General features: G+C 59.4%; 17 protein-coding genes. 9 read left to right on the top strand and 8 right to left on the bottom strand.

Annotation, left to right across the window (positions count from 1 at the left end):
• Positions 1–13: 13 nt before the first annotated feature.
• Both phnD and phnC read right to left on the bottom strand, forming a co-directional pair.
• Positions 14–916, bottom strand: a complete 903-nt coding sequence (gene phnD / locus GOW40_RS15005; RefSeq protein ID WP_171131714.1) for a phosphonate ABC transporter substrate-binding protein — start codon at positions 914–916, stop codon at positions 14–16.
• Between the two features lie 66 nt (positions 917–982).
• A complete protein-coding gene (phnC, locus tag GOW40_RS15000; protein WP_171131716.1) occupies positions 983–1,804 on the bottom strand; it encodes a phosphonate ABC transporter ATP-binding protein in 822 nt (273 codons plus the stop codon).
• Between the two features lie 164 nt (positions 1,805–1,968).
• On the opposite strand from phnC, the gene rpe reads away from it, so the two are divergent.
• The gene (gene rpe, locus GOW40_RS14995; RefSeq protein WP_171131718.1) at positions 1,969–2,658 is read left to right on the top strand and encodes a ribulose-phosphate 3-epimerase; all 690 of its coding nucleotides are present in this window, start codon (positions 1,969–1,971) and stop codon (positions 2,656–2,658) included.
• A 173-nt stretch (positions 2,659–2,831) separates the two neighbouring features.
• On the opposite strand, the gene GOW40_RS14990 is transcribed toward rpe, so the two are convergent.
• On the bottom strand, positions 2,832–4,919 hold the full coding sequence (locus tag GOW40_RS14990) for a 3-hydroxyacyl-CoA dehydrogenase NAD-binding domain-containing protein (protein ID WP_171131720.1): 2,088 nt from the start codon (positions 4,917–4,919) through the stop codon (positions 2,832–2,834).
• A 290-nt stretch (positions 4,920–5,209) separates the two neighbouring features.
• Between GOW40_RS14990 and pcaF the strand changes: the two genes are divergently transcribed.
• Genes pcaF through GOW40_RS14955 form a run of 7 tightly spaced genes read left to right on the top strand, consistent with a single transcriptional unit; the run spans position 5,210 to position 10,810 of the window.
• Entirely contained in the window at positions 5,210–6,412 is a 1,203-nt protein-coding gene (gene pcaF, locus GOW40_RS14985) for a 3-oxoadipyl-CoA thiolase (protein ID WP_171131722.1), read from the top strand.
• A gap of 15 nt (positions 6,413–6,427) precedes the next feature.
• A complete protein-coding gene (paaA, locus tag GOW40_RS14980) occupies positions 6,428–7,420 on the top strand; it encodes a 1,2-phenylacetyl-CoA epoxidase subunit PaaA (RefSeq protein WP_171131724.1) in 993 nt (330 codons plus the stop codon).
• A gap of 19 nt (positions 7,421–7,439) precedes the next feature.
• A complete protein-coding gene (paaB, locus tag GOW40_RS14975; RefSeq protein ID WP_171100670.1) occupies positions 7,440–7,724 on the top strand; it encodes a 1,2-phenylacetyl-CoA epoxidase subunit PaaB in 285 nt (94 codons plus the stop codon).
• Complete coding sequence (paaC, locus tag GOW40_RS14970) at positions 7,724–8,482, top strand: 1,2-phenylacetyl-CoA epoxidase subunit PaaC (protein WP_171131726.1); 759 nt, start codon at positions 7,724–7,726, stop codon at positions 8,480–8,482. The genes paaB and paaC overlap by 1 nt, the downstream gene beginning before the upstream one ends.
• 4 nt (positions 8,483–8,486) lie before the next feature.
• Entirely contained in the window at positions 8,487–8,945 is a 459-nt protein-coding gene (gene paaD / locus GOW40_RS14965) for a 1,2-phenylacetyl-CoA epoxidase subunit PaaD (RefSeq protein ID WP_171136566.1), read from the top strand.
• A 14-nt stretch (positions 8,946–8,959) separates the two neighbouring features.
• Positions 8,960–10,033, top strand: coding sequence for a 2Fe-2S iron-sulfur cluster-binding protein (locus GOW40_RS14960; RefSeq protein WP_171131730.1), 1,074 nt, complete (start codon positions 8,960–8,962; stop codon positions 10,031–10,033).
• 12 nt (positions 10,034–10,045) lie between these two features.
• Positions 10,046–10,810: a Phenylacetic acid catabolic protein gene (locus tag GOW40_RS14955; protein ID WP_171131732.1), complete on the top strand. Its 765-nt coding sequence runs from the start codon at positions 10,046–10,048 to the stop codon at positions 10,808–10,810.
• Here GOW40_RS14955 and GOW40_RS14950 read toward each other — a convergent pair.
• From GOW40_RS14950 to paaG, 5 genes are all read right to left on the bottom strand, one after another.
• Positions 10,791–11,003, bottom strand: coding sequence for a hypothetical protein (locus GOW40_RS14950; RefSeq protein ID WP_171131734.1), 213 nt, complete (start codon positions 11,001–11,003; stop codon positions 10,791–10,793). The genes GOW40_RS14955 and GOW40_RS14950 overlap by 20 nt on opposite strands.
• A 61-nt stretch (positions 11,004–11,064) precedes the next feature.
• On the bottom strand, positions 11,065–11,658 hold the full coding sequence (locus GOW40_RS14945; RefSeq protein WP_171131736.1) for a TetR/AcrR family transcriptional regulator: 594 nt from the start codon (positions 11,656–11,658) through the stop codon (positions 11,065–11,067).
• Positions 11,659–11,679: 21 nt separating this feature from the next.
• On the bottom strand, positions 11,680–12,987 hold the full coding sequence (gene paaK, locus GOW40_RS14940; protein ID WP_171131738.1) for a phenylacetate--CoA ligase PaaK: 1,308 nt from the start codon (positions 12,985–12,987) through the stop codon (positions 11,680–11,682).
• A 15-nt stretch (positions 12,988–13,002) separates the two neighbouring features.
• On the bottom strand, positions 13,003–13,431 hold the full coding sequence (gene paaI, locus GOW40_RS14935; protein ID WP_171131740.1) for a hydroxyphenylacetyl-CoA thioesterase PaaI: 429 nt from the start codon (positions 13,429–13,431) through the stop codon (positions 13,003–13,005).
• Between the two features lies 1 nt (position 13,432).
• Positions 13,433–14,218 (bottom strand): 2-(1,2-epoxy-1,2-dihydrophenyl)acetyl-CoA isomerase PaaG, encoded by a 786-nt coding sequence (paaG, locus tag GOW40_RS14930; RefSeq protein WP_171136565.1) that lies wholly within the window; start codon positions 14,216–14,218, stop codon positions 13,433–13,435.
• A gap of 129 nt (positions 14,219–14,347) precedes the next feature.
• Here paaG and paaZ point away from each other — a divergent pair, with 129 nt between their 5' ends.
• Positions 14,348–16,372, top strand: coding sequence for a phenylacetic acid degradation bifunctional protein PaaZ (gene paaZ / locus GOW40_RS14925; protein WP_171131744.1), 2,025 nt, complete (start codon positions 14,348–14,350; stop codon positions 16,370–16,372).
• The last annotated feature ends 26 nt before the right edge of the window (positions 16,373–16,398 follow it).

The following is a 16,398-nucleotide window of genomic DNA, read 5'->3' as shown; positions in this document are numbered from 1 at the left end:
TTGATCTGCAAGCTTAGTTGGACTTCAGCTTGCGGGCTTCGATGATGACTTCGTAGGCGTCATGGGTGATCGGCTCGAACGCTTTGGCCTCACCAGCCGCAACACCATAGAAACAATCGCGGTCTTTTTCGTGAAGACCTGCCATCAGGGCGGTCATCTTTTCTTTGACCTCTGCAGGCAGCGCCGTGCGCAGAACAACCGGGCCTTCCGGGATCGGCTTGGACTGCCAAATCATGACCATGTCATTCATGTCGACCAGACCGGCATCCACGGCACGACGCAGGGCGCCCGAGTTGAAGCCATCTTCCCAGTTGCCGAGGCCATCAGCCCAGGTCACACCGCCGTCAACGTCACCGTTGTTAACCGCCACAATGGTCTGCTCGTGGCCGCCGGTGAATTTCACTTCACCGAAATAGTCGCCCGAGTCCATGGTCGCGCCAGTGGCCTGCGGGATTTCGATCGACGGGATCAGATAGCCCGAGGTCGAGTTCGGATCACCGAAGCCAAAGGTCTTGCCCTGCATGTCTTCCAGCGAGGTGATGCCGCTGTCTTTGCGAGCAAAACCGATCGAATAATAGCCGAAACCGCCATCCAGGTTCACTTTGACCAGAACCGGCTCAACCGCTTCGGGATCAGACAGATAGGTTTTCGCATAGCCAGAGGCCCCCAGCCAGGCCATATCGATGGTGCCGCCCAGCAGGCCCTGGATCACACCGTTGTAATCCGCAGGCGCAAACAGCTTGGTTTCAACGCCCAGCGTCTCTTCGGTGTACTGACGCAGGCATTCGTTGTTGTTCAGACGGTCTTGGGCGTTTTCACCACCCAGGATTCCGATGCGGAACTCGCTGATATCGTCAGCCAGAACCGGCGCGGCCATGGCAGTGGTCGCAACAAGGGCAGCCAATAGTTTTTTCATCTGTCTCTCTCCAGGTTGATGTCCCCGACCTCTCATCGGGCCGGGCGATGAAAGGGTTGGGGTGGCTCAGATGGTGGCCTCAGCTTCCATCAGGGCCGCGCGGTTGGCGTCGAGCGTTTCGATCTCGGTCGAGGTCGCCTCTTCCGAGAAGCTGGCATCCGCGCCATAGATCTCGCGGGCGACGCCGGTAGTTAGTTGTTCGGGCAACCCGTCAAACACGATGCGCCCGTCGCGCATGCCGACCACGCGGTCACAATAGCGGCGCGCCGTGTCCAGAGTGTGCAGGTTGGCGATAACTGTACGGCCATCCTCTTCGTGGATGCGGCGCAGCGCTTGCATCACGACCTGAGCGTTCATCGGGTCAAGCGAGGCAATCGGTTCATCGGCCAGAATGATCTTGGGATCCTGCATCAAGGCACGCGCGATGGCGACGCGCTGCTGCTGGCCACCGGAAAGCGCCTCGGCGCGTTTCGGAGCGTGTTCGGCAATGCCCAGACGATCAAGGATATCAATGGCCCGGTGGATCTCGGCCATCGGGAACAGATTGAACATCGTCGCAAGCGTCGAATGGCGGTTCAGCGTGCCATGCAAAACGTTCGAGACCACATCCATGCGGGGAACCAGATTGAACTGCTGAAAGATCATCGCGCAGTCAGCCTGCCAGGCGCGTTTATCTCGGCCCTTCAGCTGCGTGATGTCGCGATCTTCGAACAGGATCTGACCTTCAGTGGCATCCGTCAGCCGGTTAACCATGCGCAGAAGGGTCGATTTACCAGCGCCCGAGCGTCCGATGATCCCGATCATGCAGGGCTTGTCGACATCCAGCGAAGCCGCGTCGACGGCTTTGGTATCGCCGAAGCGTTTGGTCAGTTTCGTGATACGCAGCACGCGATGCCCCCTGTTCTTGTTGGGCGGTCTGCTATCGGGGCTGTTCAAAACCTGTGTGTCAATGAGGTGAAAGTTTTGTAACGGCGCATATTGCGCTGGGGCTGTCCTTTGCCCCACGGCCCGGGTATATGCGTCCGCGACTCCTTTGCTGACACGAGGCCTCCATGAGCTTTGACCGCACCATCAAGATCGCCCCGTCGATCCTGTCTGCCGATTTCGCCAATTTCGGCGCCGAGATTCAGGCCATCGAAGCACAAGGTGCCGATTGGGTGCATGTCGATGTCATGGACGGGCATTTTGTTCCCAACCTGACCTTTGGCCCGCCTGCCGTGAAAGCCTTTCGCCCACATGTGAAAACGGTGATGGATGTGCACCTGATGATCGCGCCAGTTGATCCCTATATTCAGGCCTATGCCGATGCGGGCGCCGACATCCTGACCGCTCATGTCGAGGCCGGCGCGCACACCCATCGCACGCTGCAAGCCATCCGGGCAGCTGGCATGAAAGCCGGTGTCGCCTTGAACCCCGGAACTCCGGCCGAGGCGGTGGAACACCTGCTGGATCTGGCTGATCTGGTTTGTGTCATGACGGTTAACCCGGGCTTTGGTGGCCAGAAATTCATCGACATGACCGGCAAGGTCCGCAAGCTGCGCCAGATGATCGGAGACCGCCCGATCCATATCGAAATCGACGGTGGCGTCGATCCGCAAACCGCTCCTCTGGTGGCCGCAGCCGGGGCCGATGTGCTGGTTGCGGGATCGGCAGTGTTCAAAGGCGGATCCGTGGACACACCGGAGGTCTATGGTGCAAATATCCACGCCATTCGGGCCGCGGCCGAGTCCACCAACGGCTAGCATCTAAGCCGAACGGCTCCCGCCAATCGTCGACGTTCCTTACGGAACATCTTCTCTTGTTGGGCCGGGCATCGCGCTGCGCGTGATGCCCGGCCCAAGCCCGTTCGCGGAACTGGCACAGCCAGTTTTGCGCGGGCGCGGGAGCATTTCCTTTTGTGGTTCTGCGGTCCGACCTATGCGTTCAAGTCGTCAAACGATCGGCCCTCAGCGACCAACTGCTCAAGCAAGGGCGCAGGGTGCCAAAAATAAGCATCTTCCTTGGCCAAGTTTTGAATGTTGCCCAGAACCTCAGGCAAGCCCGTCAGATCTGCCCATTTCATCGGCCCGCCCCAATACCTTGGAAACCCGTAGCCATAAAGCTTAGTGACATCCACATCCAACGGGCGGCGCGCGATACCTTCGCCCACAACCTTAGCCGCTTCGTTGACCATGGCCGTCATATAGCGCTGAACAATTTCTTCGTCGGAAAATTCTCGCGATGTGATGCCCTGTGCCGCGCGATCCGCCTCGATCAGAGGCATGACATCAGGGTTCGGCGTGCCGCTGCGCTGACCCGATTCATAGACATAGAATCCTCGTCCTGTTTTCTGACCGAAATGCCCTGCTTCGCACAGCGCATCAGCAAAGGTACTGTCCCGCGCCCGCGGGTCCATTCCCAGCGCCCGTTTGCGTTTCCGCGTCGCCCAGCCGATATCGAGCCCCGCCAGATCAGACACTGCGAATGGCCCCATGGCAAAACCAAAACCAGTCAGCGCCTTGTCGATCTGAAACGGGCTGGCCCCATCCAGCACCATGTGATCGGCGCAAGCCCGGTATTGGGACAAAATTCGATTGCCGATAAAGCCGTCACAAACCCCGGCGCACACCGAGATCTTCTTCAGCCGCCGCCCCAGCGCAAAACCCGTTGCAACGACATCCGGCGCGGTCTTATCCGCCACCACGACCTCGAGCAGTTTCATCACATGCGCGGGGGAAAAGAAATGCAACCCGATGACATCTGAAGCACGGCTGATGGACGCCGCAATCTGGTTGATATCGAGATAGGATGTATTGGTCGCCAACACGGCGCCCGGCTTGCAGACCGAGTTCAATTGGGCAAAAACCTGTTTTTTGACCTCCATATCTTCAAACACTGCCTCAACCACCAGGTCCACGGTGGTCAATGCGTCGTATTCCGTGGCCAGCGCAAGTTGGTTGCGCAGCAGGTCATCATATGCGCTTTGGCTAAGCTTGCCGCGTTTGACAGCTCCGACCAGGTTTGTTGCGATACGCTCTTTCGCTGCATGTGCCGCTTCGGCGGACATCTCAAGCAGAGTGACCTGTAACCCGGCCAAAAGCATCGCCGTTGCTATGCCCGCCCCCATTGTACCGCCGCCCACTATGCCGATATGGCGCAATTCGCGCGGCTCTATGTCCTTAAGCTCTGGCAGCTTGGCCACCGCGCGTTCGGCGAAAAACGCATGAATCAGACCTTTTCGCTGGTCTGTTTCCATCAGGTCCAGAAACAGTTCACGCTCGCGGGCTTGCCCGGCTGCAAAACTCTCGGCCTCACAAGCGGCTTGAACCGCGCGTACTGCAACTGCAGGAGAAAGCTGGCCCCTGCCCTTCTTCAACACCGCGTCATAAGCGGCATCAAAGTCGATGGGGTCGGGTGCAGGCATGTCGCAAACCGGACGACGTTGCGCCCCTTCTTCGAGCAGTTCCTGCGCGTAGGACAGGCCAATTTCGCGTGGCGCGCCGTCTTGCACGCGGTCGAGGATGCCAAGATCCAATGCTTCGGCAGCTCGTACGTGGCGTCCGGTGGTGATCATGCCGAGCGCGGCCTCGACCCCCGCAACACGCGGCAGGCGTTGGGTCCCACCCGCCCCCGGGAGGATTCCCAGATTGACCTCTGGCAACCCGATCTTGGCGTTTGGGACGGCGATGCGATAATGGCTGGCCAAAGCCACCTCGAGCCCGCCGCCCAGCGCGGTACCATGCAGGGCGGACACGATCAGCAAGGGTGACGCTTCGATTCGGTCACACAGTGCGGGCAACCCAGGTTCTTGCAGCGGCTTGCCAAACTCACGAATGTCAGCCCCCGCGAAATAGGTGCGCCCCTCGCCATAGATCAGCACGGCCTTTGCACCTTCGGCTTCCGCGCGTTCCAGCCCGTCCAGCAAGCCACGTCGAACATCGATGCCCAATGCATTCACTGGCGGGTTTTGTGCGGCGAGTACCGCTATATCCCCGTGCTTTTCGTATCGGATGGCTTGAGTCATTGCGCTCCTCCATGGTGCGTTCGCGCGCCGGCTGTGTGGTCTATCCAAGACTGACCTGCGGTCTGGCCGCACACAAGCCTGCATCGCCGCACCTGTTGTTGGTACCTGCACGCCGCTGGCACCGATCATGTGCATCTTTTCACCTCGTATACCGGTCGCACATTAACGTTACAAGATTATTGGCTTTCGTGAAATCGCGTTACATATCTCTTGCCTCGAATCGCGCACGCACTTATTAATCGACCCATCGGTCGCTTATTAGCGGCGTTGAAATACGGAGAGATCATCCAATGGACGCTTTTATCTGCGACGCACAGCGCACCCCCATCGGGCGCTATGGTGGCAGCCTAAGCCAGGTGCGTCCGGATGATTTGGCAGCGGTTCCGATCACGGCGCTTATGGCGCGCAATCCGCAAGTGGATTGGGCTGCGCTGGATGATGTGATCTTTGGGGATGCCAACCAGGCCGGTGAAAGCAACCGCAACGTGGCGCGTATGGCGGCGCTTTTGGCCGGGTTGCCTGTGGATGTGCCCGGCACGACAATCAACCGTCTTTGCGCCAGCGGCATGGATGCTGTTGGCATGGCCGCCCGGGCGATCCGGGCCGGAGATTATGACATGGCCATCGCCGGTGGCGTGGAAAGCATGTCGCGGGCGCCGTTTGTGATGCCCAAAGCCGGCGCGGCCTTCAGCAGAAATGCTGTGATCTATGACACCACGATAGGCTGGCGTTTTGTGAACCCGAAGATGCAAAGTGAGTTTGGTATCGACTCGATGCCTGAAACAGCGGATAACGTAGCGGAAGATTACGGTATCAACCGCGTCGATCAGGACGCGTTTGCGGAACGCAGCCAAGCCCGATGGGCGAAGGCGCACCAGGCCGGGGTGTTTCAGGAGGAGATCACCCCGGTCACAATCGCTCAGCGCAAAGGCGATCCAATCGTAGTCGACAGCGACGAGCACCCGCGCCCCGGAACAACTGCGGATAAGCTGGCCGGTCTGAAAGGGATCAACGGGCCGGACAAGACGGTAACCGCTGGCAATGCCTCGGGCGTCAATGACGGTGCGGCAGCCATTTTGCTGGCGAACGAGACCGCAGCCGCTAAGAACGGCCTAACACCCATCGCCCGTGTGGTGGGCATGTCGGTCGCCGGGGTTGAGCCCCGCGTGATGGGCATCGGCCCGGTTCCGGCAACGCGCAAAGTGTTGTCCCGCGCGGGGCTGAGCATCGAACAGATGGATGTGATAGAGTTGAACGAGGCCTTTGCCTCGCAGGGACTGGCGACATTGCGCGCGCTTGGCCTCGCGGATGACGCACCGCATGTGAACCCCAATGGTGGGGCCATAGCCATTGGTCACCCGCTGGGCATGACGGGCGCGCGGCTGGTGATGACCGCCGCCTATCACCTGCGCCGGACGGGCGGGCGCTATGGGCTGTGTACAATGTGTGTGGGCGTCGGACAGGGTGCCGCACTTATTCTTGAACGCGTGTAAGGGAGGAGACCCGACATGTACGCTCAGATGGTTAAGACCGCAGGTACGGGCCTGAAATCCCGCGAAGAGATGACCGAGCAGGAACGCAACTTTCAAGACAAGATCGACGCGGATATCAAAATTGAACCCAAAGACTGGATGCCTGATGATTACCGCAAGACCCTGATCCGCCAGATCGGTCAACATGCCCATTCCGAGATTGTCGGCCAACTGCCCGAGGGAAACTGGATCACCCGAGCGCCCACGCTGGAACGCAAGGCGATCTTGTTGGCCAAGGTACAGGATGAGGCCGGGCATGGGCTCTATCTGTATTGTGCCGCCGAAACACTGGGTGTCAGCCGGGACGAGTTGACACAAATGTTGTTGGACGGGCGCATGAAGTATTCGTCGATCTTCAATTACCCGACCCTGAACTGGGCCGATATCGGCGCGGTTGGTTGGCTGGTCGACGGGGCCGCGATCATGAACCAGGTTCCGCTGCAGCGGACGTCCTACGGACCGTATGCCCGCGCCATGGTCCGCATCTGCAAGGAAGAAAGCTTTCACCAGCGTCAAGGCTATGACGCGATCCGCAAGATGGCCGAGGGCACTCCGGAACAGAAGAGGATGGCGCAGGACGCGCTGAACCGGTTCTGGTTCCCGTCGCTGATGATGTTTGGACCATCGGACAAGGACTCCGTCCATTCCGCGCAATCCATGGCCTGGAAGATCAAGATCAATACCAATGACGAGCTGCGCCAGAAATTCGTCGACCAGACGGTGCCGCAGGCTGAGTATCTGGGCCTGACGATCCCCGACCCTGATCTGAAGTGGAACGAGGACCGGGGGCACTATGATTTCTCGGAACCGGACTGGTCCGAATTCTTTGACGTGATCAAAGGCAACGGCCCCTGCAACGTGGACCGTCTGGCCGCCCGCAACAAAGCCTGGGATGACGGCCAATGGGTGCGCGACGGGTTGCTGGCCCACGCGCGCAAGAAACGCGCACGCGATCTGGCGGCAGAGTAAAGCTTAGGGAGGGCACCACATGAACAACGAATGGCCCCTGTGGGAAATCTTCATTCGCGGGCAGCATGGGATGAGCCATCGCCATGTCGGCTCGCTGCATGCGCCGGATGCGGAAATGGCGATCAAGAACGCGCGCGATGTCTATACGCGACGTAATGAAGGGGTCTCGATCTGGGTCGTCGAGGCCAACGCGATCACCGCCTCATCGCCCAGCGACAAAGGGCCGATGTATGAGCCCAGCGAAAGCAAGGTATATCGTCACCCCACCTTCTTCGACATTCCCGACGAAGTGGGGGCGATGTGATGACCCGTGACGAGGCGTTCCTGCAATTTCTGCTGCGCATGGGCGACAACACCCTGATCCTGGGGCATCGCGTCAGCGAATGGTGTGGTGTCGCACCGGTGTTGGAGGAAGATATCGCGCTGGCCAATACGGCTTTGGATCTGATCGGACAGACGCAGATGTGGCTGGGTCTTGCCGGAGAGATTGACGGTGGCAAAAGCGCCGATGATCTGGCCTTTCTGCGCGATGCCTGGGACTTCAGAAACGTGCTGCTGGTCGAAGTTCCGAACGCGGATTTTGGCCGCACCCTGATGCGCCAGTTTCTGTTCGACGCGTGGCACTCGATCATGTTGGGGCGCTTGATCAAATCCTCGGACGAACGGGTCGCAGCGATTGCCGCCAAGGCCAGTAAAGAGGTCGCCTATCACCTCGAACGCTCGGGCGACACGGTTGTCGGGTTGGGTGACGGCACCGAGGAAAGCCACGCCCGGATGCAAGAGGCGCTGGACTATCTCTGGCCTTACGTGGGCGAGATGTTTGCAAGCGATGACGTTGATGCGCAGATGGTTGCCGCAGGGATTGCCCCCTACCCCGCCGATCTGCGCGCAGAATATGATGCTTTGGTCGAACGCGTTTTGAACACCGCGACTCTGACGATCCCCGAAAGCCGGTTTGCCCATAAAGGTGGGCGCGACGGGCGGATGCATACCGAACATCTGGGCCATCTGCTGACACAGATGCAATGGCTGCAACGCGCCTATCCCGGCGCAAAGTGGTAGGCACATGCGGGCCTCAACCGATCAGGTCTGGGACTGGCTGGACGCGGTTCCCGACCCCGAGATCCCGGTAATCTCGGTCGTTGATCTGGGAATTGTGCGCGATGTGCAGTGGCAAGGCGATATGTTGCAGGTGACGGTGACGCCAACCTATTCCGGCTGCCCGGCCACATCGGTGATCAGCATGGACATCGAAACAGCGCTGCGCGACCACGGGATCGACAATCTGCGGATCAAGACAAGCATCGCCCCGGCCTGGACCACCGACTGGCTAAGCGACAAGGGCCGCGCCAAGCTTGAGGCATATGGCATCGCTCCACCCCAACCCGCAGGTGGGCCCAAGCGCTGTCCCCATTGCGGCAGCACTGCCGTTGAGAAGGTCAGTCAGTTCGGATCGACCCCATGCAAGGCCCATTGGCGCTGCACCGACTGCCTGGAACCTTTTGACTATTTCAAGTGCATCTGACGGAGGAGCGCCGGATGGCACGCTTTCATGATCTGGAAGTCACCGACATACACAAGACTATCCGCAATGCCGTGGTGGTGACGTTAAAGCCCGTGAATGGTGCGGCAGATGCTTTTGACTTCACGCAGGGGCAATACCTGACCTTTCGGCGCGATTTTGACGGCGAGGAGCTGCGTCGGTCCTACTCGATCTGTGCAGGTAAAGATGAGGGCGTATTGCAGGTGGGGATCAAACGGGTAGAGGGCGGTGCGTTTTCGACCTGGGCCAACACCGATTTGCAGGTAGGTGACAGGGTTCAGGCGATGCCGCCCATGGGCAGCTTTTTCACCGCGATCGATCCCACTGCTGAAAAGCACTACCTGGGTTTTGCTGGTGGGTCCGGGATCACTCCGGTCCTGTCGATCCTGAAGACCACGCTGGCGCAAGAGCCCCATTCTCGTTTCACGTTGGTCTATGCCAATAAAGGCGTGAACACGATCATGTTCCGGGAAGAGCTTGAGGATCTCAAGAATCTTCATATGGGGCGTTTGAACGTCATCCATATTCTGGAAACCGATGCGCAGGATATCGACTTGTTCACGGGGTTGGTCACGCAAGAGAAATGCGCCCAGCTTTTTGAGCATTGGATCGACATCAAGACTGTCGATACGGCCTTCATCTGCGGGCCCGAACCAATGATGCTTGGCATTGCGGCCGCGCTGAAAGACCATGGGCTAGAGGACGGGCAGATCAAGTTCGAACTGTTTGCCAGTGCGCAACCCGGGCGGGCCAAACGCAGAGTCACCAATGGCGATGCGGCATCACAAGCCAACCAGACCAGCGCCTCGGTCACGCTGGACGGGTCAACGCAAACGATCACGATGCCCAAGGATCAATCCATACTCGAGGCAGCTTTGGACAACGCGATGGACGCGCCCTTTGCGTGCAAGGCCGGGGTCTGTTCGACCTGTCGCTGCCGGGTCATCGAGGGCGAGGTCGAGATGCTCGCAAATCATGCGCTTGAGGATTACGAGGTCGAAAAAGGATATGTATTAAGCTGCCAGGCCTATCCGGTCACAGACCGCGTTGTTGTGGATTACGACCAATAGGGAGACGGCCCAATGACAGACAGCATGACCCTCGACAGCTATCTGGCCGCAGGCGGGGTTCTGACCAACCCGACCAACGTGCCTCCGCGCTACCGGGCCGAGTTGATGAAGCTGATGGCAACTTTTGTCGACAGCGAACTGGCCGGGGCCGCAGGTTTTGCGGACATCATAAATCAGGGTCCGGGGATCAAGGAACGCATTGCCGCAGCCAAAATCGTGCTGGAAAAGACCGACAACGCAGATCGTGTTCTCAAGATCATGGGAGAGTTTGGAGCGGACACACAGCGCTATGCGACGCATCACCCCTGGACCGCGCGTCTGGACCGGGATGCCGATATCGGTGCCAGCCGCAGCGAACATGACATGCGACTGGCCGTCTTCAACTACCCGCTGACCGGTTGGGTTGATGCGGTTGTGATGAACCTGCTGATGAGCCGCGCGGTGGCCGAACAACTGGCCGAATTTTCGACCGTCTCGTATCAACCTCTGGCCGAGGCGTTTCGTTCGATCGCACCGATCGAGGCCCATCATGGCGAACTGGCGCTTGAAGGGGTTGTGAAACTGGTCGAACAAGGGAATGACTCGCAGCTTCAGGCCTCGGTCGACTATTGGTGGCCTCGGGTCGCCGTCAGCTTTGGGGCCAGTGACGCAGAAAAGTTCAAGTCCTTGCAGGCAATGGGATTGCGCCGCATGACGGGCGCCGAATTAAAAGCCAGATGGCAGGCCGAAACGACGCGGGTTCTGACCCAACTGGGCCTTAGCGCCGGGCCCGGCTGATCAACCCGTATTTCAACGCAAAAGACCGCAGGGAGCGGTGTCGAGGCTTGGCTTTTTGCACAGCGCCTGTAGCCTGTGACCCGCCTTTTCGATTGAACTCGTAGACGTCGATCACCTTTTCCGCACAGCCACACGCTTCGCCCAGGCCAACCTTGGCAAAGTAGAACTTTTCGAACCGTTCTGGCTTGTGCATGATCGTCCTCCGTGGCGGGTATTGAAACAGACCGCGCGGGATTTGCCAAATCACGTCACCGCTAAAGACCCTTCAGCCCGTTCAGCGTCAGATCGCTGACCAGGGCGGCATAGTCTTTGCGGGCGGCCTCATCCGCGTCGGTGTTCCACATATAAAACCAGTTCAACATGCCAAAAACGGACATCGTCGCAGCCCGCAACCTGCGTTTGTCTTCGCGCAATGCCGGCGCGTTTTCTGCCAGAATATCACTGAGGAAAACAACCAGTTCACGCTGATAGCCACGCAGCAAAACCTGTTGCTCGTCCGGTAGGGCAGTCAGCCCCGCCGACTGCACCCTGTGTTCGTCGTCGGCACCCTGATAGGCCACCAGGATCTCTTGCACTACACGCCGCAATCGCGCCTGTGCGTCCAGCCCTTTCAGATCAAGCCCACAGATCGCATCGCGCAGCTGATGCAGATAGGTTTCCAGCATGTCGAACAGGATCGCGTCTTTGCTGTCGTAATAGTGGTAGATATTGGCCTTCGAGATCCCGCATTCCCGGGCGAGTTGCGACATCGAGGCCCGGTCAAACCCCTCGCGCGCAAAGACACGTGCGGCGGATTTCAGGATGTGGCTGCGCTTGTCGTCGTGATCTTTGGCAATCGTTCGGGCCAAGTGTTGTTCTCCGGTTTTGGGTCAGCTGTTGCGATTGTCGATCACGCGGCGTGCTTTGCCCTGGCTGCGTTCCACCGCGCCGGGGTCGCCGACATCGATCTCGGTCGAAATGCCAACGACGTCCTTGATGCGTTTGCTCAGCATACGGGCGGCAGCGGTTTTGCTGAGTTCGTCCGCAGCATCCGGCAGCGCCTCGACATGCACCCGCATCGCGTCCAAATGGCCCGCGCGGTAAAGCTCGATCTGGTAATAAGGGGCCAGCCCTCCGGTGGCCAGAACCTGCTCTTCGATCTGGCTGGGAAAGACGTTGACGCCCCGCAGGATGATCATGTCATCCGAGCGTCCGGTGATCTTTTCCATCCGCCGCATCGACCGCGCTGTCCCCGGCAGCAGCCGCGTCAGATCCCGCGTGCGATAGCGGATCATCGGCAAGCCCTCTTTGGTCAAGGTGGTAAAGACCAGCTCACCCATTTCACCATCCGGCAGCACGTCGCCGGTTTCGGGATCAATGATCTCGGGCAGGAAATGATCTTCCCAGATCACCGGACCGTCTTTGGTTTCCACGCATTCATTGGCGACCCCAGGCCCCATGATCTCGGACAGACCGTAAATATCGACCGCGTGCATATCGAAAGCCTGCTCGACCTCAGCCCGCATCGAATCCGTCCAGGGTTCGGCCCCAAAGATACCGACAGAGAGCGAGCATGCGCGCGGGTCCAAGCCGACCTTGTGGAATTGCTCCAGAATGTTGAGCATATAAGACGGCGTGACCATGATCCCATCGGGTTTGAAATCGGTGATCAGATCAACCTGTCTTGTCGTCTGCCCGCCCCCCATCGGCACCACCGTCGCGCCCAGTTTCTCGATGCCGTAATGGGCGCCCAGGCCACCGGTGAACAGCCCATAGCCATAGGCATTGTGGACGGTATCGCCCTTGCGCAACCCGCTGGCACGCAGCGAGCGGGCGACGAGATCAGCCCAATTGTCGATATCGCGCTGAGTGTATCCCACAACAGTCGGCTTGCCGGTTGTGCCCGAGGACGCATGCAGTCGGATAATCTGCTCACGCGGAACAGCGAACAGACCAAACGGGTAGTTGTCACGCAGGTCGTTCTTGAAGGTAAACGGAAACTTCGCCAGATCGCTAAGGCTTTGCAGGTCGTCCGGATGCACGCCCGCCTCATCAAACCGCTGGCGATACATCGGTACATTGTCATAGGCGTGGCGCAGCGACCATTTAAGCCGGTCCAATTGCAAGGCGCGGATTTCGTCGATCGAGGCGATCTCGATCGGGTCAAGATCCGCGCGGTTTGGTGTAAGATCTTTCATGCCATCCCCCCTGTTCTAGCTTTCATCAAAAACCACTCCTCCAATGGCCCGGGAAAACCCGCGAAACTCGGCGATTTTGACGTTGTCCTGATTGGTCACCGTCACGTCATAGATACCGCTGCGCCCTTCCAGGCTCTGCTCGGTGGCGCGCGCCGTCAGCAGATCGCCGCGACGGGCGGGGGCTATGAAACTGATAACGTTGTGCTGTGCCACGGTCGCCGCGTTTCGGCTGTTGCACGCAAAGGCAAAGGCGCTGTCGGCCAGCATAAAGGTCACGCCGCCATGGCAAATCCCGTGGCCATTGCAATGATGCGCCTGCACCTCAAGCGTCAGCGTCGCAGCGCCTTCATCCACATGGTCCAAGACCATCCCGGCCCATTGCGAGGCTTGATCCCGCCCCCACATTGTGGCGGCTGCTTTTACTGCACGGTCCTGTGGCGTCATCCTATTCTCCCTTGAAGACCGGCGGGCGTTTTTCAAGAAAGGCGGTGACTCCTTCGGCATAGTCAGCGCTGCGGCCGCAGGTCCGCATAGCGTCGGCTTCCAGCTCTAGGTGGTCTGTCAGCGTATTGGTGGCCGCCGCCTGAATGGTCTGCTTGGTCAGACCCAGCCCAAGCGTGGGCCCCGTGGCAAACTGCTGGGCCAATGCGCGCGCCTCTGGCATCAGTTCTGCATCCGGCAAAGCCTTCCAGATCAACCCCCAGTCTGCAGCTTGTTGTGCTGGCAAGGGCTGACCCGTCAGCGCCAGCCCCTTGGCCCGCGCCTCGCCCAGCAAACGCGGCAAGTGCCAGCTGCCGCCTGTGTCGGGGATCAGACCGACCTTGGAAAACGACTGAATGAACTTGGCGGACTCGGCGGCCAGAACCACATCGCAGGCCAGCGCCAGGTTGGCCCCTGCCCCGGCAGCAACCCCATTGACAGCACAGATGACGGGAACGTTAAGCGACCGGATCAAGCGAACCAAAGGCGCATAGAAAGTGCGTACTGTTTCACCCAAATCCGGCGGGCCATCCATTTTGGCGGGATTCCTGTCCCCAAGATCTTGCCCGGCGCAAAAGCCGCGCCCGGCCCCTGTCAGCAATATGGCCCGCTTTCGCTGATCTCGGGCGTCTTCCAAAGCCGCGCGCAAGGCATAATGCATCTCATCAGTGAAACTGTTCAGCCGGTCCGGGCGGTTCAAGGTGATTTCGACCCATTGGCCGTGATCTTGCGTTACAATCGTATCTGACATGCCCGGCTCACTTTGCGCTGGTTTCACAAATTTCTTGCATAAACCGAACGGTTGGTCAATAAATTCCAAACCTTTGACAAGCACGCGCCTTGAACGCCGCGGCTTGACGAAACGAACAGGAGAGCCCTCATGTCCCTGCACCAAATATCCAGTTTCGCAAATGGCGCGTGGGTTCCGCCTGGTCCCGGCGCGCGCACGATTGCATCGGCTATCACCGGTGCGCCTTTTGCCAGCGCTGGCAACACCGATCTTAATGTGCAGGCGATGTTGGACCACGCCCGCGACACCGGCGGCCCGGCTTTGCGCGCCCTGACCTTCCACCAGCGCGCCAAGATGCTCAAGGCGCTGGCCCAGGTGCTTTCTGAGCAGAAACAGGCGCTCTATGATCTGAGTTTCGAAACCGGTGCGACGCAAAAAGACCACCTGATCGATATCGATGGCAGCATTGGCACGATGTTCGTTTTCGCCTCGAAAGGGCGGCGAGAGATGCCGGATGCGCATGTGTACCTGGACGGTGACGTTGAACAACTGTCGCGCCATGGCACATTTCTGGGCCAGCACGTATGCACACCGCTGCAAGGCGTGGCGATCCATATCAACGCCTTCAACTTCCCCGTCTGGGGCATGCTGGAAAAACTCGCCCCTACCCTACTGGCCGGTGTTCCGGCCATCGTGAAACCTGCCACCAACAGCTGTTATGTGACCGAGCTGGCAGTACGGATCATGCTGGACAGCGGCTTGCTGCCCGACGGCAGTCTGCAACTGGTATCCGGCGGCATAGGCGACATGCTGGATCGGCTGGGATGTCAGGATGTGGTCAGTTTTACAGGCTCAGCCGATACCGCGCTGAAACTGCGGCAGACGCCTGCCATACTGCAGAACTCGGTTCGGTTCGTGGCTGAACAAGACAGCCTGAACGCGTCCATTCTGGGGCCGGATGTGACACCGGCCGCACCCGAGTTTGACCTGTTTGTCAAAGAAGTCGCGCGCGAGATGACCACGAAGGCCGGTCAGAAATGCACCGCAATCCGCCGGATCATCGTGCCCGAAACGCAGGTTCAAAACGTGATCGACGCGGTCTCTGCCCGCCTGACCAAAGTCACCATCGGCGATCCCCGTGCCGATGACACCCGCATGGGCGCTTTGGTATCCAGCGCCCAGAAAGCAGACGTGTTGGCCAAAGCAGCGTTGATCGGGCAAGAGGCCAAACGCGTGTTCGGCGACCCCGACGCGTTCGAGTTGAACGGCGACCCAAACGGTGCCTTTGTGCCGCCGATGCTGTTTCATTGTACCGACCCTGACACTGCCCAGCGCGTGCACGACACCGAGGCTTTTGGTCCCGTCTCAACCCTTATGGGCTATCGCGATCTGAACCACGCGGTCGAGATTGCCAATCGCGGGCAAGGCTCGCTGGTGACTTCGCTCATCACTCATGACCCGCAGGTTGCCCGCGATGTGGTGCTGAAGGCCGGGGCTTACAACGGGCGGATTTACATCAACGACCGCGACTCGATGGCCGAATCCACCGGTCACGGGTCACCTCTGCCTCATATGGTTCATGGTGGCCCAGGGCGCGCAGGCGGTGGCGAAGAGATGGGAGGTGTGCGCGGCGTCATGCATTACATGCAGCGCACGGCTGTGCAGGGCTCCCCCCGGATGCTGGCCACGATTGGCGGCAAATGGGTGCCCGGCGCGCCCGAGATCACCACCCCCGCGCATCCCTTCACCCGCAGCTTTGATGCGCTGGAAATTGGTGAGACTTTGCACACAGCGCCGCGCGTCGTCACATTGGATGACATCGAACATTTCGCCAGATTCACCGGTGACACTTTTTATGCCCATATGGATGAGGCCGCGGCCGCGCGAAATCCGTTCTTTCCCGGTCGCGTGGCCCATGGCTATCTGCTGCTGAGCTTTGCCGCCGGTCTGTTTGTGGAACCCAATGAGGGCCCGGTGCTGGCAAACACCGGTCTGGACGGGTTACGTTTCATGAAGCCCGTCGCGCCCGGCGATGCGATCAAAGTGCGCCTGACGGTCAAGCAAAAGACCCAGCGCAACGAGGAATATGGCGAGGTGCGGTGGCATGTCACCCTGACCAATCAGGATGACGAACCGGTGGCAGAATACGAATTGCTGACCATGTGCGCCCGCTGATCGCAGCACGCAAGGAAACCGATTTT

The organism is Ruegeria sp. HKCCA6707 (assembly GCF_013033515.1).
Taxonomy (GTDB): Bacteria; Pseudomonadota; Alphaproteobacteria; order Rhodobacterales; family Rhodobacteraceae; genus Ruegeria.
Note: the sequence above shows the minus strand (reverse complement) of the source record. Positions and strands in the feature narration are given on the sequence as shown.